The sequence below is a fragment of the Mycobacterium sp. genome, assembly GCF_029961025.1.
Taxonomy (GTDB): Bacteria; Actinomycetota; Actinomycetes; order Mycobacteriales; family Mycobacteriaceae; genus Mycobacterium.
The window spans coordinates 146,678-170,383 of sequence record NZ_JASBVP010000002.1 but is presented as its reverse complement, the minus strand read 5'-3'; the positions used below and the strand labels follow the sequence as shown (position 1 = coordinate 170,383).

Here is a 23,706-nt window from a genome sequence, read left to right as displayed (position 1 = left end):
TTAGATTGACGCTATGACCGACGAGAAGATGCTCTCACGCATCGCCGCCTTGTTGCGCCAGGCCGAAGGTACCGACAATCCCCATGAAGCCGAGGCGTTTATGGCGGCAGCGCAACGACTGGCCACGGCGACATCCATCGATCTGGCGGTGGCCCGATCGCACGCGACTCGGCGGCCGGCCGCCCAGAGGCCGATCCAGCGGACCATCACCATCGGTACGGCGGGAACCAAGGGTTTGCGCACCTACGCGCAGTTGTTCGTGCTGATCGCCGCCGCCAACGACGTCCGCTGCGACGTAGCGTCGAATTCGACCTTCGTCTACGCCTATGGCTTTGCCGAGGACATCGACGTCAGCCACGCCCTCTACGCCAGCCTGGTGGTGCAGATGGTGCGGGCATCCGACGCCTACATCGCCTCCGGGGCCTACCGGCCCACACCGGCGATCACGGCCAGATTGAACTTCCAGTTGGCGTTCGGGGCCCGGGTCGGACAGCGGCTGGCCGCGGCCCGGGAGCAGACCCGGCGAGCGGCCGAGAGGGATCACGGCCGTCCGCCGGGCACCGCGATCGCGCTGCGGAACAAGGAGATCGAATTGCGTGACTACTATCGCAGCGCGTCGAAGGCGCGCGGCATCTGGCGGGCGAGCAGGGCGTCGGCCGGGTATTCGTCGGCGGCGCGGCGGGCCGGCGACCGGGCCGGCAGGCAGGCACGTCTCGGGAACAACCTGGAACTTTCAGCGGCGCGTGCCGCGCTGGACCGGTGAGCGCACGCCGGGGTGCCGGAGCGCCCCTGGCCCGCGATGCCCAGCGGTCCAGGGTGTATGCGGCCGAGGAATTTGTGCGGACCTTGTTCGACCGTGCCGCCGGGCACGGTTTACCCGCTGTGGAGTTCTTCGGAACTCGGTTGACGCTGCCGCCGGAGGCGCGGTTCGGCTCGGTCGCCGCGGTGCAGCGCTATGTCGACGACGTGCTGGGCTTGCCCGCGGTGCGCCGGCATTGGCCCACGGCAGCTCCGCTGACGGTCCGGGCACGGCGGGCCGCCGCCGCGGCGCACTACGAAAGCCGTGAGGGCACAGGGATTATCGCGGTGCCTGACCGTGACGGCACGAACTGGGCGATGCGCGAGCTGGTAGTGCTCCATGAACTCGCACATCACCTGTGCAACACCCGGCCGGCGCACGGGCCGCAGTTCGTCGCGACGATGTGTACCCTGGCCGAGTTGGTGATGGGACCGGAACTCGGGTACGTGTTGCGCGTCGTGTACGCCAAGGAAGGTGTCCGATTAGCGTGAGCCGGTGAACGCTGGCGGCCCGTGCGGCACCGACGAGTCCGCGCAGCACCCCGGCCACTTCGCCCGGGGGTGAGGCCGTGTTGGACGCGGTCGTGGTCCATCGGCGCGGCGAGCACCCCATCGACACGACTCACGGGCTTGCCGCGCTCTGACAAGCCCGTGAGTGCATGCCGGATCGGTTTACCCGACGGGAACCATTTCACTACCGCATGTGCATCGATACGGGGCACCTGCACCGGAGCAGTGGCATTCATCCTCGATGCGTACCCGACAGCCACAGCCTTCGTGCGCACAGGTCAGGACGGTTCCGGATTCATAGCTTGCCATTGACGTAACCCCTTATCTGTGTTGGGACCTGCGGTCATTTCATTACTCATTACTCGCGGCCGTCCTCGACGGGCCCAGACGGCCAATAAGAGCATATACCCCATACGGGTATAAAGTAACCACCTGTTGCCGGCGCCAATCACGAGTTCCTCCCTGCCGGCGCGGGGCGTGCCGTCGTGCCACCGGGCATCGTCGCCGGGCGGGCCGTGATGGCCCGGCTCCTTCTCGGGCCCTGCGGGCCCGCATCGTCGCCGGGCTAATGTTGGCTGAATGAGCCAGAAGCCAACCGCACGGGACGTCGACGCGTATTTGGATCGCACCCTGGTGGGTGAGGATCCGACATGGTCGGCCGTGCTGGAAGCCAGCGACGCCGCCGGGCTGCCACGGATCGCCGTCTCGGCCCAGCAGGGCAAGTTCCTCTGCTTGTTGGCCGGCGCCATGCGGGCGCGCCGGATCCTGGAGATCGGCACGCTGGGTGGCTACAGCACCATCTGGCTGGCACGCGGCGCCGAGCCCGACGGACGGGTGGTGACCCTGGAATATGAACCCAGGCACGCCGAGGTTGCCCGCGCCAACCTGGCTCGGGCGGGTGTCGGTGACCGGGTGGAGGTGGTGGTCGGTGCCGCATTGGACACCTTGCCGGCGGTGACCGGCGGCCCCTTCGACCTGGTGTTCATCGACGCCGACAAGGAAAACTATCCGGCATATGTGGAATGGGCCATCCGGCTCACCCACCCCGGCTCAGTTATCGTGATAGACAATGTCATTCGCGAGGGGGAGGTTTTGAATCCGCCCGTCGACAGTCGGGAAGCGCAGGCGACGCGCCAAACACTGCAGTTGATGGGGGAGCATCCCCGCCTGGACACCGCCGTGATCCAGACCGTCGGCGCCAAGGGATGGGACGGGTTCGCGCTCGCTGTGGTGAAGTAGCGCCCGCGGTGTCATCCGCGCGGCGTCAGATCCTTGACGGCCTGCTCCGCTGAGGTGATCTCGCCAATCCGCAGTGCCGTTTCCCCGGCGTAGAGCGCGGTGCGGTCAACCCAGCTCGCCGGCATTCCGGAGAGCGGCGGCAGCGGCGTGAACAGCGGAAGGGTGGGCGACTGCAGCCGGATCAAGGTACCGGCGTCGAGACGGCCGAGCACCGATAGCGGACGGCTGCACGCGTTCAATGCGGCGGGGAGTTTCTTGGCCCTGCCGTCCGGGCGGCACCACCGTTGCGTGGCGGCATTGGGGACGACGCGGTGCCGGAGCGGCCAGCTCGTGCCGAACAGTGTGGTCTCTATCGTCGTCTCGGCGTCGATTACTCGTCGCTGATATTCGGGATGGGCGTTGGCCTCGTAGGTCATTAAGAACCTCGTTCCGGCGATGACGCCGTCGGCGCCCGCATCCAGTGCGGCCCGGGTGTCGGCGCCGGTCGCAATCCCTCCGGCCAACAACACGGGGCGCCCGACGGCCACCGCGCGAGCCTGCGGCAGGAACTCGAGCGCCGGCATGGTTCCCACCAGATGACCACCGGCCTCCCTGCCCTGAGCGATCAGGCCGTCAGCGCCCCAGCCCACGGCTTGGCGCGCTTGAGCTGGGGTACCCACCATCACGAAAACGAAGATCCCGGCATCGCGAAGGTGCCCGACCAGCCGTCGGCTTCCGCCGAACGCCAGCACCACGACGTCGACGCCGGTGTCGACGCACGTCGCGACGTGGCTGCGACGCAGGAAGGGCGCTAACAGGTTCACCGCTACGGCGCGGCCCGGGGCCGCGGCGCGCACGTCGCCGATCGCCGTTCGGAGCTTGTCGGGCGCCGCCAGCCCCAGTGTTCCAAGGCCGCCGGCCCGGGCGACCGCAGCGGCCAGTGCCGCACCGGCCAGACCGCCCCCCATACCGGCTTGTCCCACAGGGGTATCGATGCGAAGCCGATCCGCGAAGTCCATGGCTCACCTCGGTTCCCGCCGTGCAACTGCGCATCGAAGCGCCCGACAACGGTATGGATACCACCGCGGATACGGTGCGCGTGCAATCGGTACGGCGCCGAGCCGACGGGCTTTCGTGCACGCCAGCACCGGTGACGGCAACCGTGCGCGCCCGGCCGATTTGATGGCCGTGAACCCGCCCGCTCGTCGTTGCTGGCATCCGCCGTGCCTCACATAAAAGTGAGCGCGAAGCGGGGGCTGGTGCCTCACACATAGTGAGCGCGTGGATGCTTGCACTACTTCGCCTTGGCCAATCGGTTGATTGACAGCTGTAATGCTTCCAGGTCGATGTGGCGGGCGGCGGCCAGGGCCTCGGTCTTGACCTTGGCCAGGTCCAGCAGCTGCATCTGGATGGTGTTGATCTGCCGAGTCAGATCGGCTGGATTGATGCCTTCGATCCGGGCAGCCACTTCCGACAGCTGTTGGGCATCAAGCACTCCCGATGCCTGCAGGCGCTGCCACGGGGTGGCTGGCTTGTCGTAGATCCGCTTGCGGCGACCGTTGGCGGTGGTGGTGTAGCCGACGGCCTTTTTGGTCGGGGTGAAGAAGTTCAACCGCAGCGACACCAGCGCCCACAGCTCGTTGAGCAGCTCCAGCTCTGCCGGGGTGTCGTAACGCCAGTAGAACGCGTGTTTGCGCACCACGTGGTTGTTCTTCGACTCCACGTGCGCCTGGTCGTTCTTCTGGTAGGGCCGCGAGCGGGTCTGGGTGACGTCGCGGTCCTGCAGCCACTTGGCGACGTCGTGATTGATGAATTCACCCCCGCAATCGCTGTCGAAAATCACCATGGGAAACGGGAACCGCTCCTGCAGCTCCTCGATGCCGGCGGTGATCCACTTCGAGGCGTTGTTGCGGATCGAGTGGTTCTCGGTCCAGCCGGTCACTAGGTCGGTCATCGTCAGCGTGCGGGCGAACTCGCCGATCAGCGTCGGGCCGCAATGCGCCACGGTATCGGCCTCGATCACCCCGGGGGCCTCCGGTGCCTCATCAGCGCAGGTACGGATGCTGATCGAGTTCCGCAGCAGCGGAGACGGTTTCGTTGTCGAAATGCCCTTGATCCGCATCTTGGCCCGGGCCGGTTTGAGGTAGCGGTCCACGGTGGCCGCGCTCATCGCCTTCAGCTGCGCCAATGCCGCCTCGGTGGCGAACGGCTTGTCGAGATCACCGGCTTCGGCCAGCAGCGGCAGCCACAGCGGAAGCATGACCACCAGGTACTTGCCGCACGGCATGCCCATCAACGCCCACACATGCTCCAAAAGCGCCCTGGCGTCGTCGCTAAAGCCCCGCGCCCGCAATGTGCGCCCGTCGACCTGCTCGGCCGGGTCCAGCAGTCTCGGGCCGGTCAGCATCCGCCGGGCCGTCGAGCGGCCCATCCCCGTGGTGGCCACCACCCGATCCAAGATCTTGCCCTTGTCCGCCTTCGACGCCTTGCGGTACTGACCTCGCAGTTTGTTCGTTACCTGTCGCCTGGCAGCCATATCGATCTTGCCTTCCACACCAGGCAAGCCTTCCGGGTCACGCGCTCAAAATAGGTGAGGCACCACCGTCGGCCACGCGCTCAAAGTAGGTGAGGCACGCCGGCATCGTGATAGCAAGCGTAATCTTGGGACAGGTGGAGGGGTTGCGGTAAGCCCAAAAGGCTTGCGGTATAACAGAAAGGTCACGAAATGAGCACCGTACATCCATCGATCGAACAGCACCCCGATTTGTTGGCTCTGCGGGCCGGTTATGAGCGCGCAGCCGAATCGATGACCGCGCAGTTCACCTTCGGCCTGGCCTTGCTGACCGGCCTTTACACGGCGTTGTCGCCGTGGATCGTGGGATTTGCCACGACGAGACCGCTGGCGCGCAACGATCTGATCGTCGGCATCGCGGTCGCGGTACTGGCATATGGGTTCGCGGCGGCACTGGACCGCACCCATGGCATGACCTGGACGTTGCCGGTTTTCGGTGTCTGGCTCATGATCTCGCCGTGGGTCGTGCACGGCGTGCACCCGACCGCCGGCATGATCTGGTCGAATCTCGTCGCCGGTGCGGTGCTGGCCTGCCTGGGTATAACCGCCGTGTACTTCGGTATGCGGGCGCGCAGCTCAGCCGGCAGGCATGAGTAGGCGCAAGTACGGCCAGCCGGCAAGCTAACCTCCGGCTGCCCTTGCCCGGGCGGGTCTTCCGGCCGGGCAAGGGCGCGCCCTGCGACGGCCAGGGCATAACCGCGGTCTAACCGCACACCGCTCCGATCGCGGCCGAGCCCACGAGTTTGACGTACTTGGCCAGGACACCGGTGGTATAGCGTGGCTCCAGCGGCGTGAAGCCTGCACGGCGGGAGGCGAATTCATCGCTATCGACTAAGACGTCCAGGGTTTCATTGACGACGTCCAGGCGGATCCGGTCACCGTCGCGCAGGAATGCAATCGGTCCGCCGTCGACCGCCTCCGGGGCCACATGCCCGACGCATGGGCCGGTGGTGCCTCCGGAGAACCTCCCGTCGGTCAACAGCAGCACCTCTTTGCCGAGGCCCGCTCCCTTGATTGCGCCGGTGATGGCGAGCATCTCACGCATTCCGGGACCCCCTTTAGGGCCTTCGTAGCGAATCACCACCGCATCGCCTGCGGTGATAGTGCCATCCTCCAGAGCATCCAGTGCGGCCCGTTCCCGGTCGAAAACCCTTGCAGTGCCCTCGAATACATCACATTCCAGGCCAGCGGTCTTGATCACCGCGCCCTCCGGGGCGAGCGATCCGTGCAGGATGGTGATCCCGCCGGTCCGATGAAGTGGGTTGTCCAGTGCCCGCAGCACCTTCCCGTCCGGGTCGGGTGGGGCGATGGCTGCGAGGTTCTCGGCCATGGTCCGGCCGGTGACGGTCAGACAGTCACCGTGCAGCAGACCGGCGTCCAGCAATGCCTTCATGACCACCGGGACACCGCCGACGCGGTCGACGTCGAACATCACGTGACGACCGAACGGCTTGACGTCGGCGAGGTGGGGAACCCGCGCGCCGACCCGGCTGAAATCCTCCAGCGACAGCTTGACGTTTGCCTCGTAGGCGATGGCGAGCAGGTGCAGCACCGCGTTGGTGGAGCCCCCCAACGCCATCACCACCGCAATCGCGTTCTCGAAGGCCTCTTTGGTGAGGATGTCGCGCGTGGTGATGCCGCGGCGCAGCAGTTCGACCACGGCCTGGCCGCTGCGGCGCGCGAAACCGTCGCGTCGCCGGTCGGTGGCCGGCGGGGACGCGCTGCCCGGCAGCGACATGCCCAGGGCTTCAGCGGCACTGGCCATGGTGTTGGCGGTGTACATACCGCCGCACGCGCCCTCGCCGGGACAGACGGCCCGCTCGATGGCGTCGACGTCTTCGCGCCGCATCAGACCCCGTGCACAGGCCCCCACCGCCTCGAAGGCGTCGATGATGGTGACCTCGCGCGCACTGCCGTCGGATAGCTTGGCCCACCCGGGCAGAATCGTGCCCGCATACAGGAACACCGCCGGCAGGTCCAGCCGTGCGGCCGCCATCAGCATCCCGGGCAGCGACTTGTCGCAGCCGGCCAGCAGCACCGAGCCGTCGAGCCGCTCGGCCTGCATCACGGTCTCGACGCTGTCGGCGATCAACTCCCGCGACGGCAGCGAAAAGTGCATCCCCTCGTGACCCATGGAGATGCCGTCGGACACCGAAATCGTTCCGAACTCAAGAGGGTAGCCGCCCGCGGCGAACACCCCGTCCTTCGCGGCTTGGGCCAGCCGGGCCAACGACAGGTTGCACGGCGTGATCTCATTCCAGGACGACGCCACCCCGATCTGCGGTTTGGCGAAGTCCTCATCGCCCATCCCCACCGCCCGCAGCATTCCGCGGGCGGCGGCTTTCTCCAGACCGTCGGTGACGTCTCGGCTGCGCGGTTTGATGTCGACGGCCTTGCGCGTGTCGGGTGTTTCGACCATCGTCCAAGTATGCGCGCTGCGCTATGCTCTCCAAAATTGGGCGAGATACCCCGTGGGGGTATCTATTACGGAGGTGGCAGATGACGGCTGGTAACCCCGGCGCCTTCGGATCGCTGGCGGCACCGAGATCGACGCCGAAGACGCTGGGAGGAAAGATGGCATCCGCACACGGGTATTCGCAGCGGAAGGACGACTACGCCAAGCGGCTGCGCCGGATCGAGGGCCAAGTACGGGGCATCGCGCGGATGATCGAGGAGGATCAATACTGCATCGACGTCCTCACCCAGATCAGCGCCGTGAACAGTGCCTTGCGGTCGGTGGCGCTGAACCTGCTGGACGAGCACCTGGGCCACTGCGTCACCCGCGCGGTGATCGCCGGCGGCGACGAGGCCACGGTGAAGCTCGCCGAGGCGTCTGCGGCCATCGCACGACTCGTGCGCTCCTGATGTGCTCCTGATGTGGGTGGATACCCCGACCGCGTGATTGAGTAGGGGCCGTGGGGCCAACCCGTGCGATAGGAGCGGCGCGGTCGCGCCGCCGGGTGCCCGGCGCCGGGTCGCCCGGGGCCACCGCCGAAACCCGGCCCGGCCGCACGTGGACGCCGCGGATCGCCGCCCAGCTGATGGTGCTGGCCGCGGCGACCTTCATCTATGTCACCGCGGAAATCCTCCCGGTGGGCGCGCTGCCCGCGATCGCGCGCGACCTGCACGTCAGTGTGCCGGTGGTGGGAACCCTGCTGGCGTGGTACGCCCTGGTCGCGGCGCTGACGACGATCCCGTTGGTGCGCTGGACCGCACACTGGCCGCGACGCCGGGCGTTGCTGCTGTCGCTGGCCTGTCTCACCGTCTCCCAGGCGATCTCCGCGCTGGCGCGCGACTTCCTGGTACTGGCCGGCGGGCGGGTGCTGTGCGCGATCACCCACGGCCTGCTGTTGTCGGTGGTCGCCCCGATCGCCACCCGGCTGGTGCCTGCCAGCCACTCCGGACGGGCAACGACCGCGATCTACGCGGGTATCAGCCTGGCCGTGGTGGTCGGCAGCCCGCTTACCGCGGCGCTGAGCCTGTCGTGGGGCTGGCGGCAGGCGGTCGCCGCCGTCACCGTGGTCGCCGCGGCCGTCACGCTGGCGGCGTGGGCGGTGCTGCCGCCGCTGGCGCTGAGCCCCGACCAGCTCGTGCGCGTCGGATCCCGTGCGCACCACCACCGCAACCTGCGGCTGGTCACCGTGAGCGTGCTGACGTTGATCGCCGTGACCGGCCACTACATCTCCTACACCTACATCGTGGTGATCATTCGCGACGTCGTGGGGGTGCGCGGACCGAACGTGGCCTGGCTGCTGGCCGCCTACGGTATTGCCGGCCTGGCGGCGATGCCGCTGGTGGCCCGGCCGGTGGACCGCCACCCCAGGGCCACCGTCATCGTGTGCATGGCCGGGATTTCGGGGGCCTTCGTGGTGTTGAGCGCGCTGGCTTTCGGCACTCGGCCGACCAGCACGACGGTTCTGGTGGGGGCCGGCGCCTTCGTGCTGTGGGGCGCGGCGGCCAACGCCGGGTCGCCGATGCTGCAAGCCGCGGCGATGCGCGCCGGAGCCGACGATCCGGACGGCGCGTCGGGTCTGTACATGGCCGCGTTTCAGGTCGGCATCATGGCCGGTTCTCTGGCCGGGGGGCTGCTGTACCAGCACAGTGTTCCGATGATGCTGGTCGCATCGGCGATGCTGGTGGGTGTCGCGCTGGCCGGGACGACGGCGAGCCGACACATGTTCGACGTCCCGACGCTCAGCTGCGACACTGGGGGCAGGAGCTGACTGGAGGTATGCATATGTCGCGATCGACGAGGGGTACGCTTCTCGCCGCTCTCAGCACGGCCGGCCTGGCCCTCGGGCTGACATTGGTCAGTGGGCCGGCCACGGCCGACCCCGACCAGCCGCTTCCCGGTGATCCGTCGGCGGCGGACACCCCACCCGCCGGCCCGCCGCCGTTAGCGGCTGACCCGTTGGCCGGTTCCCCGGCCCCCATCCAGCCCGCCGCGGCACCCGTGGGCCCCGTCGCCGGGCAGAACCCCGCGCCCTTCGTCGGTGAGCCACCGTTCCTGCCGCCGACGTTCAACCCGGCCAACGGCGCGACGGTGGGTGTGGCTCAGCCGATCATCATCAATTTCCAGCGGCCCATCGCCGACCGGCCGATGGCCGAGCAGGCGATCCACATCTCCTCGGATCCGCCGGTTCCCGGCAAGTTCTACTGGTTGACCCCGACTCAGGTGCGGTGGCGGCCGCTCAGCTTCTGGCCGGCCAACACCACGGTGAGAATCGATGCGGCCGGTACCACCTCGAGTTTTCGGACCGGGGACGCGCTGGTGGCGACGGCCGACGACGCGACCCACCAGCTGACCGTCACCCGCAACGGGAAGGTGGAGAAAACCATCCCGATGTCAATGGGTATGGCGGCGGGCAACCATCAAACACCCAACGGTATTTACTACGTTCAAGAGAAGATGCCCACGGTGGTGATGGATTCCTCGACATACGGGGTCCCCGTCGATTCCGTTTGGGGCTATAAGGTGACGGTCACCGATGCCGTGCGCTTTGACAATAGCGGTGATTTCGTGCATAGCGCGCCGTGGTCGGTGTCGGATCAGGGCTATCGTGACGTCAGCCACGGCTGCATCAACATCAGCCCCTCCAACGCGAAGTGGTTCTACGACAACTTCGGCGCCGGTGACCCCATCGTGGTGAAGAACTCCGTTGGCACCTACTCGAAGAACGACGGATCCAACGACTGGCAGATGTGAACCGGTGGCACGGCACCGAGGGTGCAGCTAGAGACCCTGTGAGTCGGGTGAGTCGCGCAACGCGTTGCGCCGCCGGCTGCGTATTGGCATGAGCGTGACGGCTAGTTCCAAATCTTGACCCGTCGCTGCGGATCCAGGTAGAGCCGGTCGCCTGAGGTGACACCGAAGGCGTCATAGAAGGCGTCGATGTTGCGGATTACGCCGTTACAGCGAAATTCCGGCGGTGCGTGCGGGTCCACCGCAAGCCGGCGGATCGCTTCAGCCGCACGTGATTTGGTGCGCCACACCTGGGCCCAGCCGAAAAACACCCGCTGCACCCCGGTCAGGCCGTCGATCACCGGGGCCGGGCGGCCGGCCAGCGACAACTGGTAAGCCAGCAGCGCGATGGACAGTCCGCCGAGATCCCCGATGTTCTCCCCCACCGTCAACGCGCCTTGGACGTGAGGCGGGCCGGGTTGGCCCACAAGGTCTCTGGGAACGTACGCGTCGTATTGCTCGATGAGCGCCTTGGTGCGGGCGCCGAACTCGGCGCGGTCCTTCTCGGTCCACCAGTCGGCCAGGTTGCCGTCCCCGTCGAATTTGGCCCCCTGGTCGTCGAAGCCGTGACCGATCTCGTGGCCGATCACCGCTCCGATACCGCCGTAGTTGGCGGCGTCGTCGGCCTCGGGGTCAAAGAACGGTGGTTGCAGAATCGCTGCGGGGAAAACGATTTCGTTCATCCCCGGGTTGTAGTAGGCGTTGACCGTCTGGGGCGTCATAAACCACTCGTCGCGGTCTACCGGTCTGCCGAGCTTGGCCAGCTCCCGGTCGTAGTTGACCGCGTAGCCGCGTTGGTAGTTGCCGTAAAGGTCGCCGCGGTCGATCACCAGCCTGGAGTAGTCCCGCCATTTCTTCGGGTAGCCGACCTTGGCGGTGAACTTGTCCAGCTTGGCCAAGGCGCGCTCTCGGGTCTGCGGAGTCATCCAGTCCAGATCGCTGATGCTGATCCGGTAGGCCGTGAGCAGATTGTCCACCAGGGCGTCGATGCGGGCCTTGGCGTCAGGCGGGAAATGCCGCTGGACGTAAAGCCTTCCGACGGCATCGCCCATCAGCCGCTCCACCAGTGACACGCCCCGCTTCCAGCGATCGCGGATCTGCTCGGCGCCGGTGAGCAGCCGGCCGTAGAACGCGAAGTCCTCGGCGACCAGATCGCGGGTCAACCACGCGGCGCGGGCGTGGATCACCCGCCAGCGCGCCCAGTGTTTCCAGTCGTCGAGGTGTTCGCTGTCCCACAGTCGGGCGAACGCGCTCAGGTAATCGGGCTGGCGCACCACCAGCTGCGCGGCCGACTCCGGCGAGCCGCCCAGCGCGTGCACCCAGCCGGCCCAGTCAAATCCCGCCGCCCCGGACTGCAGTTCTGCAAAGGTTCGCAGGTTGTAGGCGAGATCCGCGTCGCGGCGTTTGACCACGTCCCAGTGCGCGGCGGCGATCTTGGTCTCCAGCGCCACGATCCGTGCCGCGGCGCCGGCGTGGTCCGCGGGCGCACCCCCATACACCAGAGCAAGCATCCGGGCGACGTGATCCGGGTAGGCCGCCAGCACGGCGGCATGCCGCTCGTCGCGGTAGTAGGACTCGTCGGGCAAACCGATGCCGGACTGGGTGAGGTTGATCAGATAGCGCGTCGAGTCCTTCGCGTCGGTGTCGACGTACAGCCCGACGCCACCGCCGACCCCGGTGCGTTGCAGCGCGCCGACCACCGCCGCCAGGGCGGCGGGATCGGCGGCGTCGTCGATCAGGGCCAACTCGTCCAGTAACGGCTGCACACCCCGGCGCTCGACGGTGTCCTCGTCGAGGAAGCTGGCGTACAAGTCACCGATGCGCCGCTCGTCGGTCCCCGCCGGCGCCGCGGTTTCGCTGGCCTCGGTCAGCAGATCCCGCACCTGGGCTTCGGCGCGGTCGAACAGCGCCCGGAAGGCGCCGTCGGTCGCGCGGTCGGCGGGGATGGCGTAGTCCGCCAGCCAGCGGCCGTTGACGTGACCGAACAAGTCGTCTTGGGGGCGGATGTCGGCGTCGAGATAGCTCAGATCGATGCCGGATCGCAGAACCTGTGCCGTCACGCTGCCATCGTCGCATGCCCCGCGATGCGGGCCAGTCGCGACGGCCGCCGCCGGGGTCGAAACCCGCGCCCGAAGGCGGGTACCCTCACGGCCATGCCAGAGGCGGGGCCCACCGAGTCACCCGACGACGACGCCGCCGCGGCCGCGAACGGCCGGGTCTTCTCGGCCTACGGAATCGCGTCCGCGGCTTTGGGAGCGTTGTCGGTCGGCGCGGTCGCGATGGCCGCGGTTATTTGGCTGGCGCACCGCGACGACGTCGATGAGCGCCACTACCAGAGCCGTGTGCTGCAGACCGCCGCCGAGTGGACGGGCGTGCTGATCAACATGAACACCGACAACGTCGAGGCCAGCCTGCGGCGGCTGCACGACGAAACCGTGGGCGAGCTCAACGTCGACTTCGATGCGGTAATGGCGCCCTACCGACAGGTGGTGCAGCGGCTGCAGGCCCGCAGCACCGGCAGGATCGAGGCGGTGGCCATCGAATCGGTGAACCGAGACCCGGACGCTCGGTCCGATGTGCGCCCGTCGGCCCCGGACCCGCTGCCGCGCGCGGTCGCCACCCGCACCGACACCGTCATGGTGGTCGCCACATCGGTCGCCGAGAACGCCGGCGGTAAGCCCTCGACGGTGCGCTGGAATCTGCGCCTGGACGTCTCCGACGTGGACGGCAAGCTGATGATCTCGCGGGTCGGGTCCATCCGATGAGAAACCTGTGGCGGGTGCTGGCGTTCGACCTCGCGGCACCGCTGGGTGCCGTCGCCGCGCTGCTGATGATCGGCGTGGTCCTTGGCTGGCCGCGGTGGTGGGTCGCGGCGTGCTCGGTGCTGGTGCTGCTGGTCGTGGAAGGAATGGCGGTCAACGTCTGGCTGCTGCGCCGGGATGCGGTGACCCTCGGCACCGACGACGACGCACCCGGGCTGCGCCTGGCGGTCGTCGCGGTGTGCGCTGCCGCCCTGGTGGCGGCGGTGTGGACCGGGTATATCCGCTGGTCGATACCCGACCGCGAGCTGAAGAGCGACTCGCAGGAGGTGGTACGGATCGCCACCGGTATGGCAGAGGCGACGGCGACGTTCTCCCCGCATGACCCGATGGCCTCGGCCGACCGGGCCGCGGCGATGATGGTTCCGGAGCAGGCGACCGCATTCAAAGACCAACTGGCCAAGTCCACGGCCGATCTCGCCCGCCGCGATGTCACCGCGCAGGCGCAGACGCTGGCCGCCGGCGTGGAGGCGATCGGGCCGTCGGCGGCCAGCGTGGCGGTGATCCTGCGCGCCACCCAGGACACCCCGGGCCAGCAGCCCAGCCGGGCGGTGCTGGCGCTGCGGGTGGCCCTGACCAAGCGCGGCGGCCGCTGGCTGGTCCTCGACGTGTCGCCGATCAACACCCGTTAATGCCTCGCGCCTGCCGGCCCGACCCGCTGCGCGCCACGCCGCTCAGGTGTCCTCCCCGGAACGCCGTGACCTCACCTTGGCGAATCGGTCAGACAACCGACGCATCCGGATCATCAACGACGCCGAGGGGCTGACCTCGGCGTTGAGGTATGCGGCCAACTCTTCCGGGAGCACACCGATACGAGACGCGAATTCCGGCTGACCCAAGCCCGACCGGGCGATCAGCAGCCGCACGTGGCGGGCCACCTCCGCGCGTTCGTCGGCCTCCAGGTGCATGCGAGCGCGCTCGAGCACCTCCCGCAGCGCTTTGCAGATGCCGTAGGGCCGGCTGCACTCCAGGATCTCTTCGACTTGACGGGCGGTCCGCCCGTAGGGGTCGCGTTTGAGGGCCGAGGCGATGCGTTTCCAGGTCGCGATGTCCCCGCCCTCCAACGCCGAGCGGATAGCGGCCGTCGACCAGAATTCGACGGGCCGGTTGGTATCGCGCGGCGGGGCGGCGCCGGACGACTGGGGCATCGTGTCGGCAGCCGGGTCCCCCCCCGGCGGCTGGGCACCCGGCGGATGCCGGTCCGCCGCGGGCGACCGGGGAGCCGGGCCGCGGCGGCGGTCCGCTGCCAACGTCACCTCACCTCACCTCGCCTTCCTCCAGCATCGCCACGGCCACCGCCAGGCAGCGCCGTCTGACCTGCTCCCAGTCTGCAGTCTCCGCGGGGGGACGGAGTTCGTCATCGGCGTCAGACGGATGCGGATCCGCGAGCCGGCGAACCAGTTGGGTGGCGATCCACAGCTGCCGGGGCGGTTGACAACAGTAATAGCCATCCATCCCGGCCAGCACTGCGGCGGCGGTTTCGGGTTGCACCGCCTCGGCCAGCTCGGCGAATTCCACATAGTCGCGGCTGCTGTTGCGGCAGAGGACCAGGTAGGCCTGGAGCCGCAGCGTCTCGGCGGCGGTCGGGACCGGTAGCCGATCACCGGTGGGCAGCTGGACGGTGGTGGTTTCCACCGGGCCGCGCCGGGTGTATGCCGGAGCGATCCCAGTGCCCGCCGCCTCGGTTTCCAGCGCGTCGAGGGCGACGGCCAACCGCCTTCGCCACAGGGTGACCGGATGAAGCGCCCGGACCGTCCGCGGCTTGGCGCGACCGTTGCGGTGCGGCAAACCGCTGACACGCTTTCCGGCCGGTGGGTGTCCGTCGACGGTGGCCGTCGCCCCAACCAGGGCCGGTCGCCGCGCCACGGACTCGGCACCATTTGTCCGGGCCTGCGCATCCCCACCGGGCAAACAGCCGGTGAAGGCCAGCGGATCGGCCACGCTAACGGTGTCGGGAGCCAGGTGCGAAAACTTGGCTGCCGACTTGAGGACCGCCCGCAAATCGGATCCGGACACCGCCGCCGCGGAGAAGTCGTCGGGGATGACCATGACACCGCACAGGTCTACCTCGGGCAGCGGCCGCTCGAAGTCCACCGAGGGCAGAATGCGGGCCAGCCAGCGGGGCAGCCACCAGTTCCACTGGGCGAACATCGCCATCAGGGCGGGAACCAGCACCAGTCGCACCACGGTGGCATCTACCGCGATCGCGACGGCGTTTGCGACCCCGAGTTCGGCAACCAGCGGCATGCCGGCGAAGGCGAAGCCGATGAACACCGCGATCATGATCAACGCCGCGCTGGTGATGGTGCGGGCGCTGGTGCTCACGCCACAGGCGACCGCGTCACGGGTATGACCGGTTTGCAGGAAGCGTTCCCGGATGCGGGTCAGCAGGAAAATCTCGTAGTCCATCGACAAACCGAAGGTCAGCGCCAGCACCAGGGGCGGGATCGTGCTGTCGATCGAACCGGTGGGCGGAAAACCGAGTTTCTCCAGCCAGCCCCACTGGAAGACCATCACCAGGCTGCCGTAAGCGGCGGCCACCGACAGCGCGGTCATCAGGACACCCTTGAACGCCAAGAACACCGAGTGGATGGCAATCAGCAGCATCACGAACGCGATCGACGCCACGAAGACCAGCACCAGCGGTTCGGTTTTCGACACCCGGTCATCGAAGTCTTTGATCAGCGCGGTCGGGCCGCCGACATCGATCCGCGCCGACCCGATTCCCGCAACCGCCGGCAGGTGCTTTCTCAGCCACTCGACGGTCTCCCGGGCACGCAGATCCTCGGGATCCACCGATAACACCGCGGTCAGCAATGCGCTGCCGTCGTCGTCGGCGAAGGCCGGGGAAGACACCGAGACGATGCCGGGGGCACGGGCCATCTCGCGGCGGACCGCGGCCAGTGTCCGGCTGTGCGCGGGTGCGGACGCGTCGGCGTGGGGAAACGTCACCAGCACCTGAACCGGCCCGAGGGCGCCGGGCCCGAGCGCCTGGGCCGCCGCCGCCGTCCCGGCGCGGATTTCATGTGACGAGTCGAACTGCCGGAGCAGGCTGTTGCCCAGTGTCATCGACAACGCCGGCGCCGCCATGGCGATCAAGAACGCCGACGCTATCAGCGCGGACACCCACGGCCGGTGCATCACCCCGCCGATCCAGCGGGCCCAAAAGCGCGACTGGGTGCTCTCCGGCCGCCGTGACCAGTGCAGGATCGCCGCCCTCTTGGCGACCGCGCGGCCGAAGGTTGCCAGCACCGCCGGGGTCAGGGTTGCCGACGTCAGCATCGCGACCGTGACCGCGAGGATCGCGCCGGTAGCCATCGACGCCAGTGCGGGGGTATCGATCAAGTAGATGCCGGTGAGCGAAGCAATGACGGTCATCCCGGACAGCACCACCGCGAGCCCCGAGGTTGCCATCGCCGCGTCGACGGCTTCCTGCGGCTGACGTCCGGCGCGCAGCTCCTCGCGGTAGCGCATCAGAATGAACAGGGAGTAGTCGACGGCGAGCGCAATGCCGAACATGGACACCGTGGAGGTCACAAACACCGACATCGTGAGGTAGGTCGATAGCCGGTAAACCAGCCCCATGGTGACCACCACCGTGAAGACACCGAGGGCCAGCGGGATTGCCGCTGCGGCAAGCGAACCGAAGACCGCAAGCAGGACGATCAGGATGATCGGCAGGTTCCAGCGTTCGGCGTCGGCGATGTCGTGCTTGGTGTTGGCCGCCGCGGCCGCGCTGAGCGCACCTTGCCCGATCACGTACAGCCGCACATGGCCGTTGCCGATCCGCCCGGGCTGATCCCCCTTGACGCCGATCTTTTCGCGCAGCTTTTTAGCGACGTCGCTGGTGTTAGGGGTGGTCATCCGCAGCGACACCACGTAGGGCCGGTCGGGTTGTGGGGCCGGCTGGCGGGGGTCGGGCACAACCGTCACACCAGGGACCTCGCCGGCGACCCGCTTCAGCAGGTCAACGGCGGCGGCCATGTCCTGGTAGCTGGCGTCGGCGCGGGGCGCCGCGACCAGCGCCAACGGTGACGCCCCTTGCTCGCGGTAATGCTCTTCGAGCTGGTCGTGGACCCGCAGTGACTGCGATCCGGCCACTTCGAAACCACCGCCGGTGAGGTGGCCCGATTGGGTGATGGCCAAATAAATCGCCGGCACCAACGACAGCAACCACCCTGTGAAGACCAGCCAGCGGAGTCTGCGCAGGGTGCCGCTGAGGTGCATCATGAACTGCTGGATTTTCGGTCTCCCCCTCGGGTCTTCTCCGGCGTTCTCGGGCGTTCTCCGGCATTACGTGCCCGCGAGCCTACCGCAGCGGGCGCTAAAGCAATCCAGCTTTTCGGCCGCTGAACTGCAACGACTTGGCGGCGACGGATCGCGCGGCGACGACGGGTACCCGCGGGAACGGCCATCGGCGCGGGTATCGGCGAGCGCACCACGGAAAATGGCAGGATGGCGCATGGTCACTCGATTGGAGATCAGCCGCCCCGATGCCCACGGACGACGATACCCGCCGGGGAGCGCCGGGAGCACGGGCCGGGGAATCTGACCAGCGGCGTTTGCCGGGGTCGACGGTGGTGTCATCTGTTCATCTGTGAGGAGTAATCGATGAAGACAAGGGCTGCGCTTCTGGGCCTCTTGATCACCGCCGGGCTGGGTGGTGGTGCGGCTGGCGCCCCGACTGCGCCGTCGGTGAGCGCGGCATCCGATCCCTGTGCCGCCAGCGAGGTTGCCAAAACCGCCGGCTCGGTCGCCAAGTCGACGGGTGATTACCTCGATTCGCATCCGGAGACTGACCAGGCGATGACCGCCATCTTGCGTCAGCCCGCCGGTGCCCCGTCGGTTACTTTGCTGAAGAGCTATTTCGATGCCCACCCGAAGGTGGCCGGCGATCTGCAGACGATTTCGCAGCCCCTGGCGGGTCTGTCCGCGCAGTGCAACCTGCCGATCACGATTCCGCAGGTGCTCGGCTTCATGCAGGCGACACAGGGCCAGGGCGGGCCACCGGGCTCGCCGGGTGCGCTCGTAGCGCCGCAACCGGTGGCCGGCATCCCGGTCGGCCCGCCCGGGGCACCCAAACCCCCGTCGCCCCCGCCACCGGCGGGGCCCCCTCCGGGTCCCCCGCCGGTGGCGCCGAGCGCTACTGGGTAGGTCCACCCCGAACCCCGGCCGGCGGGCCGGGGCCCGGGGTCACCGGTTTAGGCCGGTTTAGGCCGACGGCATCGTCGGGCCCGGAGCGCCGTTCGCGGGGGCGGGATCGGCCTCGTTAGCGGTGCGGAACATGAGGAAGAACACCACCCAGCCGACCGCTGCGATGAGCAACCAGCTGATCGCGCGGTAGATCAGCATGGCCGAGACGGCATCCGGCAGGGACATGCCACTCGATACCAGGCCGGGCACCAGCACCGCCTCAACGACCAGCAGGCCGCCCGGCATCAGCGGGATCGTGCCGACCGCGCGGGCGGCCGCGTAGGCAACCGTCAGCCCGGCCACCGACGCGTTACCGCCGGCGGCGTACGCGGCGAAGCCGAGGCAAGCGACGTCGGCGCCCCAGTTGACCAGCGACCAGCTGAACGCCATCGTTAAGTCGCGGCGATTCAAGGTCACCGACTCCAGCTGGGTCAGCATCTCATGCCACGTGTCCACACCGGCGTCGGGAGCCTTGCCGCGAATGGAGTTGACCCACGATAAGACCCGCACCCCGATTCCGTCGATCAGCTCGGGCCGCGACGCCACCGTCTGAGCCAGCAGCAGCAACGCGCCGAAGCCGCCGAGCGTGAACAGCAACGAGAACGGGTTGTTCTTCGCACCCAGGAAGAAGGCGCCGCCCAGGCCGAGCACCGCCAGCCCGGCGGCCTGCAACACCCCCGACATCGCCAGCTGCCACGACGCCACCAACGTCGAAGCGCCCCACAGTCGTTGCTGCCGAAGCAGAAACGTCGCCGAGAGCACCGGTCCACCGGGCAACGTGGTGCTCAGCGCGTTTGCGGCATAGTAGGCGGCTTCCGACCGCCATTGCTTGACTCGCACCCCGGCGGATTTCAGCAACGTGCGCTGGATTTGGGCGAAGCTGTGCATCGAGGCGCCTGCCGCCAGTCCGGCGGCGACCAGCCACCACCAGTTGGCCGAGAACAGACTCGTCCACGCCTTGGTCAGCTGGTCCCACACCAGCGCAATCTCCACCGCGAGCACGGTGGCCACGATGGCCAGGGTGACCCACCGGAGCCACCAGTATCTGCCGCGAGCGGCCTCCTCCTGCTGACGGTGGACATTGCGGGCCGGTGCGTTAAAAGGCACGTCGTTTAGGGTAGCCGCGCGGACGCCCCGATAATCGCTTTCGCGGCGCGGCGGTCGTGTCGCTGGTCGCTGCCCCGCGGAGCGGCCGGCCGCCCGGGAACCTCCGGATTACGCTTACCGTCATGCCGGCGAGCCGCGACGACGACTCGGTCGAACCGATAGTTCGCAAAACCGCAGCCTGGGCTTGGCGCTTGGTGGTGATCCTGGTGGCGCTGGTGGTGTTCCTCTGGGCGGTCAAGCAACTGGAAATCATCGTGGTTCCGGTGCTGTTGGCTTTGATCCTGTCGGCGCTGCTGGAGCCGGCGGTGGACTGGCTGGTCCGGCGGGGCGTGCCGCGTGGCGGTGCGGTGGCCGTGGTGTTACTCGCGGGCGTTGCGGTGGTCGGCGGCATCCTGGCGTTCGTCATCAGCCAGTTCGTCATCGGTCTGCCCGCTTTGGTTGCCGAGGTGACCCGCAGCATCGAGTCCGCCCGCAGCTGGCTGATCCACGGTCCGTTGCATCTGAGCCGCCAGCAGATCGACAACGCCGGCGACGCGGCGATCGAGGCGCTCCGCCGCAATCAGGCCAAGATCACCAGCGGCGCGGTGTCCACGGCGGCCACCCTCACCGAAATGGTCACCGCCGCGTTGCTGATGGTGTTTACGCTGATCTTCTTCCTCTACGACGGCCGCGACATCTGGCACTACGTCACCACGATCTTCCCGGTCAGCGTCCGCGATCGGGTGCGTGCGGCGGGCCGTGCGGGATTCGGGACGTTGATCGGCTATGTGCGGGCCACCTTCCTGGTAGCTCTGGTGGACGCGGCGGGGGTCGGCACCGGCCTGGCGATCATGGGCGTGCCGCTGGCGTTGCCGTTGGCCTCGGTGGTGTTTCTCGGCGCCTTCATCCCCCTGGTCGGCGCCGTGATCAGCGGGTTTCTGGCCGTCGTGGTGGCCCTGCTCGCCAAGGGATTCCTGTACGCGCTGTTCACGCTCGGTTTGCTCATCGGGGTCAACCAGCTGGAGGCGCATGTTCTGCAGCCGTTGGTCATGGGGCGGGCGGTGTCGATCCATCCGCTGGCGGTGGTGCTGGCGATCTCGTCCGGCGGGGTGCTCGCCGGGGTGGTCGGCGCGTTACTGGCCGTTCCGACCGTCGCGTTCCTCAACACCGCCTTCCAGGTTTTGCTGGCGTCGCGCCCATCCGCTGCAGCTGCGATGCGCCCCCTAGGGCCGCCCACGGACGAGCAGCGGGTAGACCACGTAACACCGGACCCGCAGCGGCAACACGGCTCCAATCCGGCGAGCTAAAACCAGCCTTCTCGGCGCAACAGGTCCTGGGCGCTGAGACCACCGCCGCGGCGCGGACGGGCCTTCTCAACCTCACCGCCGCCGTCACCGTATCCGCAGCTGCGGAGTTTTTCGGTGGACGGTTCGGAGTCGCCGCCCTCAGCGGGTCGATCAGTGTGCTCGGGTTTGTTGCGCAGCTCGCTGAGCCACGATTCGATGTCGCGGTCATCCCGGCGAGCCGACGATGCCCCCGGCCCCGGTCCGGTATCCGGGTGACGCCGGGCGGACGGGCGGGTGTCGGGCGCGGCCTTCCCGGGCGCGAAGAAACGCGTCGTCGGAGGCTCCTGAGATTCCCTGTTTCCGGCCGGCGTCGGGGTGGCGCTCCCTCCGGACGGGGCGGTCGGGGGGAGCGGCCGCCGGGTGGGAGGGTGCTCGGGGGCCGCGCCGGGCCGGATGGGGTTGCGCGGTGTGCGCCGCGGCGCCGTGGCAACAGACGCGTGCGCGGCCACGGCGGACCGGTCAACCCCGGAAGCGAGCGGCGGTCGCGTCTTGTGCTCGGCGGGCAGGTGGATCTCGCCGAGCCCGATGCGGGTCTGCAAGCGTTTCATCCAGCGTGGGGCCCACCAACAATCGTCGCCGAGCAGTTTCATCACCGAGGGCACCAAGAACATCCGCACCACCGTGGCGTCCAGCAGCAGCGCCGCGATCAGCCCGAAAGCCAAATACTTCATCATCACCAGGTCGGAGAACACGAACGCCCCCGCCACCACCGCCAGAATCAGCGCGGCGGCGGTGATGATGCGGCCGGTGGTCGCGGTGCCGACCCGAATGGCCTCAGCGGTGGACATGCCGCGTTCCCGGGTTTCGACCATCCGGGAGACCAGAAACACCTCGTAGTCGGTGGCCAACCCGTAACCCACCGCGATGACCAGCCCGATCACGGGTGCCGTCAACGGGGTGGGCGTGAAATTCAACAACTTGGAGAAGTGCCCGTCGACGAAGATCCAGGTCAGGATGCCCAGCGTGGACCCCAGCGTGAGCGCGCTCATCACCGCGGCCTTGACCGGCAGCACCACCGATCCGAACGCCAGGAACATCAACAACGTCGTGGTGCTAATGAGAATCACCAGCATCAACGGCAGCTTCGCGAACAACACGTGGATGCTGTCTTGCTCCAGCGCCGGGGTGCCGCCGACCCACACGGTGACCCCCTTGGGGGGCGTGATGGCGCGCAACTCGCGGACCTTTTTCGCCGCGTCGTTGCGGTTGACCAGGCCGTTCTGAATGACCCGGACCGACGGGTTTTTCGACGCGCCCGGCGCGTAGGGGCGCTCCTGCCACATCTGTGCCGGATCGTGGCTCGGCTCGGTGAACCCGCTGATCGCCATCGCCTGATTACGAATGTCAGCGATCTGCTGTGGGGTGACGGGCTTGTGGTTGATGGTCTGGATCACCAGCGTGAGCGGTTCGGTGCGGTAGCCGGGGAACAGCCGGTCGAACTCTTCCTGCGCCTGGCGCACCGGGTTGCCCGGCGGCAGGTATTTTTCGCTGATGCCTCCCAGGCGCAAATTGCCCAACGGGATGACCAGCAAAACCATGGCGATGACGATCGGGATGGCGAACATCAACGGCCGCTTCATGACGCGGTTGACCAGCTTGCCCCAGAAGCCGGCCTCCACTTCTTCACGCGTCTTGGTGCGTTGCAGGAGGTTAGCCAGCCGGTTCACATACGCGCGGGAGAGCGTCCAGTTCGCCAGGAAAGGCACCCGAAGCAGCGTTCGAACACCCAGGGCGTCCACGTGGCGGCCCAATACCCCGAGACAGGCCGGCAACACCGTGATGGAGAGCACCGCAGAGAGCATCACCGAGGCGATCATGGCGTAGGTCAGCGACCTCAGGAAGCCCTGTGGGAAAAGCAGCAGTCCGCTTGCCGAGGCCACGATGATCACGGCCGAGAACGTCACCGTGCGCCCGGCCGTCATAACCGCGCGGCGCACCGCCGCCTCGGTGTCATAGCCCTCGGCGATTTCCTCCCGGAACCGGCTCACCACGAAAAGCCCGTAGTCGATGGCCAGGCCGAGGCCGACCAGCGTCACCACTGGCTGGGCGAAGTAGTGCACCGGTCCGAACAGGGCGATACACCGCATGATGCCCAGCGCACCCGCGATGGCGAGGCCGCCGACCATCACCGGCAGCGCGGCGGCGATCACCCCCCCGAAGACAAAGAACAGCACCACCGCCACCAGTGGCAGCGCGAGGACTTCGGCTCGTTGCTGGTCTCGGGCGATGGTGCCGGTCAACGCGTTGGCCACCGGTTCCAGGCCCGCGAGTTTGACCTTGCCGTCATCGAGTTTCTGCAGGTCGGGCGCGATGGCCCGGTAATTGTTGAGGATGGTGTCGTCGTCGTTGCCGTTGAGCGGGATGCTGACGAACGTATATTTTTTATCCGGAGTCACCATGCCCTGAACGACCGGGCTCTTCGAGTCGGGTGCTCGCAGGTAGCCGGCCCATCCGAGGACCTGCTTGGGATGCTCCTTCTGGAACCGGTTGAGTTCGGCGACGATCTTCTTCGACCATGCCGGATCGGTGACGGTCTGGCCCTTGGGGGCGCGGAAGATCGCCACGATGTGGCCGGTCCGATCGCGGCCGTAGACCTCGTCGGCCAGTTTCGAGGCTTTCACCGACTGGCTGGCGTCGTCATAGAATCCGCTTTGGGTTACGTGCTTGCCCAGACTCATCCCGAAGACGCCGCCCGCGAGGCACAGCGCCACCATGACCCCGATCACGATGAACCGGTATCGGTAGACAACTCGACCCAACCAGGCGAACACGTAGTCTCCTAATCGGTTAGTAGGGATGGGTGCTGGTCGTGTTGACCGGGGTCTGTTTCTGGCGGGGTCTGCCGCCGGGTTGATGCCTGGTGTCTCCCGGCGTTCGACGCCTTGTGAAAGAGCGGCGCGCCTGGCGGCAGGTCACGTGTGT

At 67.8% G+C, this 23,706-nt stretch carries 19 protein-coding genes and 2 pseudogenes; 11 read left to right on the top strand and 10 right to left on the bottom strand.

Features of this window, described 5'->3' with window-relative positions:
* Positions 1-13: 13 nt before the first annotated feature.
* Positions 14-763, top strand: coding sequence for a DUF2786 domain-containing protein (locus tag QJR12_RS01655; protein WP_300575443.1), 750 nt, complete (start codon positions 14-16; stop codon positions 761-763).
* A complete protein-coding gene (locus tag QJR12_RS01650) occupies positions 760-1,290 on the top strand; it encodes a TIGR04338 family metallohydrolase (RefSeq protein ID WP_300575441.1) in 531 nt (176 codons plus the stop codon). Before QJR12_RS01655 ends, QJR12_RS01650 begins: the two co-directional genes overlap by 4 nt.
* Before the next feature lie 180 nt (positions 1,291-1,470).
* Here the strand turns inward: QJR12_RS01650 and QJR12_RS01645 are convergent, their stop codons facing one another.
* Entirely contained in the window at positions 1,471-1,617 is a 147-nt protein-coding gene (locus QJR12_RS01645) for a metallothionein (protein WP_300575439.1), read from the bottom strand.
* A 270-nt stretch (positions 1,618-1,887) separates the two neighbouring features.
* On the opposite strand from QJR12_RS01645, the gene QJR12_RS01640 reads away from it, so the two are divergent.
* Positions 1,888-2,547: an O-methyltransferase gene (locus tag QJR12_RS01640; protein WP_300575437.1), complete on the top strand. Its 660-nt coding sequence runs from the start codon at positions 1,888-1,890 to the stop codon at positions 2,545-2,547.
* Between the two features lie 11 nt (positions 2,548-2,558).
* Here the strand turns inward: QJR12_RS01640 and QJR12_RS01635 are convergent, their stop codons facing one another.
* The 3 genes and pseudogenes from QJR12_RS01635 to QJR12_RS01625 form a co-directional block, all read right to left on the bottom strand.
* Positions 2,559-3,545, bottom strand: a complete 987-nt coding sequence (locus tag QJR12_RS01635) for a nitronate monooxygenase (protein ID WP_300575435.1) — start codon at positions 3,543-3,545, stop codon at positions 2,559-2,561.
* Between the two features lie 275 nt (positions 3,546-3,820).
* Positions 3,821-4,648, bottom strand: coding sequence for a transposase family protein (locus QJR12_RS01630; RefSeq protein ID WP_300576477.1), 828 nt, complete (start codon positions 4,646-4,648; stop codon positions 3,821-3,823).
* Positions 4,649-4,690: 42 nt separating this feature from the next.
* Positions 4,691-4,957, bottom strand: a pseudogene (locus QJR12_RS01625) (transposase); the annotation flags it as partial.
* A gap of 294 nt (positions 4,958-5,251) precedes the next feature.
* On the opposite strand from QJR12_RS01625, the gene QJR12_RS01620 reads away from it, so the two are divergent.
* On the top strand, positions 5,252-5,695 hold the full coding sequence (locus QJR12_RS01620) for an SPW repeat protein (RefSeq protein WP_300575433.1): 444 nt from the start codon (positions 5,252-5,254) through the stop codon (positions 5,693-5,695).
* Between the two features lie 106 nt (positions 5,696-5,801).
* Here QJR12_RS01620 and ilvD read toward each other — a convergent pair whose 3' ends face one another.
* Positions 5,802-7,517 (bottom strand): dihydroxy-acid dehydratase, encoded by a 1,716-nt coding sequence (gene ilvD, locus QJR12_RS01615; protein ID WP_300575431.1) that lies wholly within the window; start codon positions 7,515-7,517, stop codon positions 5,802-5,804.
* 155 nt (positions 7,518-7,672) lie between these two features.
* On the opposite strand from ilvD, the gene QJR12_RS01610 reads away from it, so the two are divergent.
* The 3 genes from QJR12_RS01610 (at position 7,673) to QJR12_RS01600 (ending at position 10,304) form a co-directional block, all read left to right on the top strand.
* The gene (locus QJR12_RS01610) at positions 7,673-7,963 is read left to right on the top strand and encodes a metal-sensitive transcriptional regulator (RefSeq protein WP_300576475.1); all 291 of its coding nucleotides are present in this window, start codon (positions 7,673-7,675) and stop codon (positions 7,961-7,963) included.
* Between the two features lie 176 nt (positions 7,964-8,139).
* Positions 8,140-9,321 (top strand): MFS transporter, encoded by a 1,182-nt coding sequence (locus QJR12_RS01605; protein ID WP_300576472.1) that lies wholly within the window; start codon positions 8,140-8,142, stop codon positions 9,319-9,321.
* 14 nt (positions 9,322-9,335) lie between these two features.
* Positions 9,336-10,304, top strand: a complete 969-nt coding sequence (locus QJR12_RS01600; protein WP_300575429.1) for an Ig-like domain-containing protein — start codon at positions 9,336-9,338, stop codon at positions 10,302-10,304.
* A gap of 101 nt (positions 10,305-10,405) precedes the next feature.
* Here the strand turns inward: QJR12_RS01600 and QJR12_RS01595 are convergent, their stop codons facing one another.
* On the bottom strand, positions 10,406-12,400 hold the full coding sequence (locus QJR12_RS01595; RefSeq protein WP_300575427.1) for a M13 family metallopeptidase: 1,995 nt from the start codon (positions 12,398-12,400) through the stop codon (positions 10,406-10,408).
* 93 nt (positions 12,401-12,493) lie between these two features.
* Here QJR12_RS01595 and QJR12_RS01590 point away from each other — a divergent pair, with 93 nt between their 5' ends.
* Both QJR12_RS01590 and QJR12_RS01585 read left to right on the top strand, forming a co-directional pair.
* Positions 12,494-13,105 (top strand): hypothetical protein, encoded by a 612-nt coding sequence (locus QJR12_RS01590; protein ID WP_300575425.1) that lies wholly within the window; start codon positions 12,494-12,496, stop codon positions 13,103-13,105.
* Positions 13,102-13,791 (top strand): hypothetical protein, encoded by a 690-nt coding sequence (locus tag QJR12_RS01585; RefSeq protein ID WP_300575423.1) that lies wholly within the window; start codon positions 13,102-13,104, stop codon positions 13,789-13,791. The genes QJR12_RS01590 and QJR12_RS01585 overlap by 4 nt, the downstream gene beginning before the upstream one ends.
* A 42-nt stretch (positions 13,792-13,833) precedes the next feature.
* Here QJR12_RS01585 and QJR12_RS01580 read toward each other — a convergent pair whose 3' ends face one another.
* Together QJR12_RS01580 and QJR12_RS01575 are read right to left on the bottom strand one after the other, a co-directional pair.
* Positions 13,834-14,307 (bottom strand): XRE family transcriptional regulator, encoded by a 474-nt coding sequence (locus tag QJR12_RS01580; RefSeq protein WP_300576470.1) that lies wholly within the window; start codon positions 14,305-14,307, stop codon positions 13,834-13,836.
* A 109-nt stretch (positions 14,308-14,416) separates the two neighbouring features.
* Entirely contained in the window at positions 14,417-17,389 is a 2,973-nt protein-coding gene (locus tag QJR12_RS01575) for an MMPL family transporter (protein WP_300575421.1), read from the bottom strand.
* Positions 17,390-17,770: 381 nt separating this feature from the next.
* Here QJR12_RS01575 and QJR12_RS01570 point away from each other — a divergent pair, with 381 nt between their 5' ends.
* Entirely contained in the window at positions 17,771-18,313 is a 543-nt protein-coding gene (locus QJR12_RS01570) for a hemophore (protein WP_300575394.1), read from the top strand.
* Between the two features lie 105 nt (positions 18,314-18,418).
* Here the strand turns inward: QJR12_RS01570 and QJR12_RS01565 are convergent.
* Positions 18,419-19,459 (bottom strand): annotated as a pseudogene (locus QJR12_RS01565) (YbhN family protein); the annotation flags it as partial.
* Positions 19,460-19,581: 122 nt separating this feature from the next.
* On the opposite strand from QJR12_RS01565, the gene QJR12_RS01560 reads away from it, so the two are divergent.
* Complete coding sequence (locus tag QJR12_RS01560; RefSeq protein WP_300575392.1) at positions 19,582-20,745, top strand: AI-2E family transporter; 1,164 nt, start codon at positions 19,582-19,584, stop codon at positions 20,743-20,745.
* Here the strand turns inward: QJR12_RS01560 and QJR12_RS01555 are convergent.
* Positions 20,742-23,555 carry an MMPL family transporter gene (locus QJR12_RS01555; protein WP_300575389.1) on the bottom strand — a complete coding sequence of 938 codons (2,814 nt, stop codon included), beginning with the start codon at positions 23,553-23,555 and terminating at the stop codon, positions 20,742-20,744. The genes QJR12_RS01560 and QJR12_RS01555 overlap by 4 nt on opposite strands.
* Positions 23,556-23,706 lie beyond the last annotated feature (151 nt).

Bases quoted from the DNA above. Each gene is read 5' to 3' on its own strand.
- QJR12_RS01655 (WP_300575443.1), top strand. From the start codon at position 14: ATGACCGACGAGAAGATGCTCTCACGCATCGCCGCCTTGTTGCGCCAG.
- QJR12_RS01645 (WP_300575439.1), bottom strand. From the start codon at position 1,617: ATGGCAAGCTATGAATCCGGAACCGTCCTGACCTGTGCGCACGAAGGC.
- QJR12_RS01640 (WP_300575437.1), top strand. From the start codon at position 1,888: ATGAGCCAGAAGCCAACCGCACGGGACGTCGACGCGTATTTGGATCGC.
- QJR12_RS01635 (WP_300575435.1), bottom strand. From the start codon at position 3,545: ATGGACTTCGCGGATCGGCTTCGCATCGATACCCCTGTGGGACAAGCC.
- QJR12_RS01630 (WP_300576477.1), bottom strand. From the start codon at position 4,648: ATGCGGATCAAGGGCATTTCGACAACGAAACCGTCTCCGCTGCTGCGG.
- QJR12_RS01620 (WP_300575433.1), top strand. From the start codon at position 5,252: ATGAGCACCGTACATCCATCGATCGAACAGCACCCCGATTTGTTGGCT.
- ilvD (WP_300575431.1), bottom strand. From the start codon at position 7,517: ATGGTCGAAACACCCGACACGCGCAAGGCCGTCGACATCAAACCGCGC.
- QJR12_RS01610 (WP_300576475.1), top strand. From the start codon at position 7,673: ATGGCATCCGCACACGGGTATTCGCAGCGGAAGGACGACTACGCCAAG.
- QJR12_RS01605 (WP_300576472.1), top strand. From the start codon at position 8,140: ATGGTGCTGGCCGCGGCGACCTTCATCTATGTCACCGCGGAAATCCTC.
- QJR12_RS01600 (WP_300575429.1), top strand. From the start codon at position 9,336: ATGTCGCGATCGACGAGGGGTACGCTTCTCGCCGCTCTCAGCACGGCC.
- QJR12_RS01590 (WP_300575425.1), top strand. From the start codon at position 12,494: ATGCCAGAGGCGGGGCCCACCGAGTCACCCGACGACGACGCCGCCGCG.
- QJR12_RS01585 (WP_300575423.1), top strand. From the start codon at position 13,102: ATGAGAAACCTGTGGCGGGTGCTGGCGTTCGACCTCGCGGCACCGCTG.
- QJR12_RS01580 (WP_300576470.1), bottom strand. From the start codon at position 14,307: ATGCCCCAGTCGTCCGGCGCCGCCCCGCCGCGCGATACCAACCGGCCC.
- QJR12_RS01575 (WP_300575421.1), bottom strand. From the start codon at position 17,389: ATGATGCACCTCAGCGGCACCCTGCGCAGACTCCGCTGGCTGGTCTTC.
- QJR12_RS01570 (WP_300575394.1), top strand. From the start codon at position 17,771: ATGAAGACAAGGGCTGCGCTTCTGGGCCTCTTGATCACCGCCGGGCTG.
- QJR12_RS01560 (WP_300575392.1), top strand. From the start codon at position 19,582: ATGCCGGCGAGCCGCGACGACGACTCGGTCGAACCGATAGTTCGCAAA.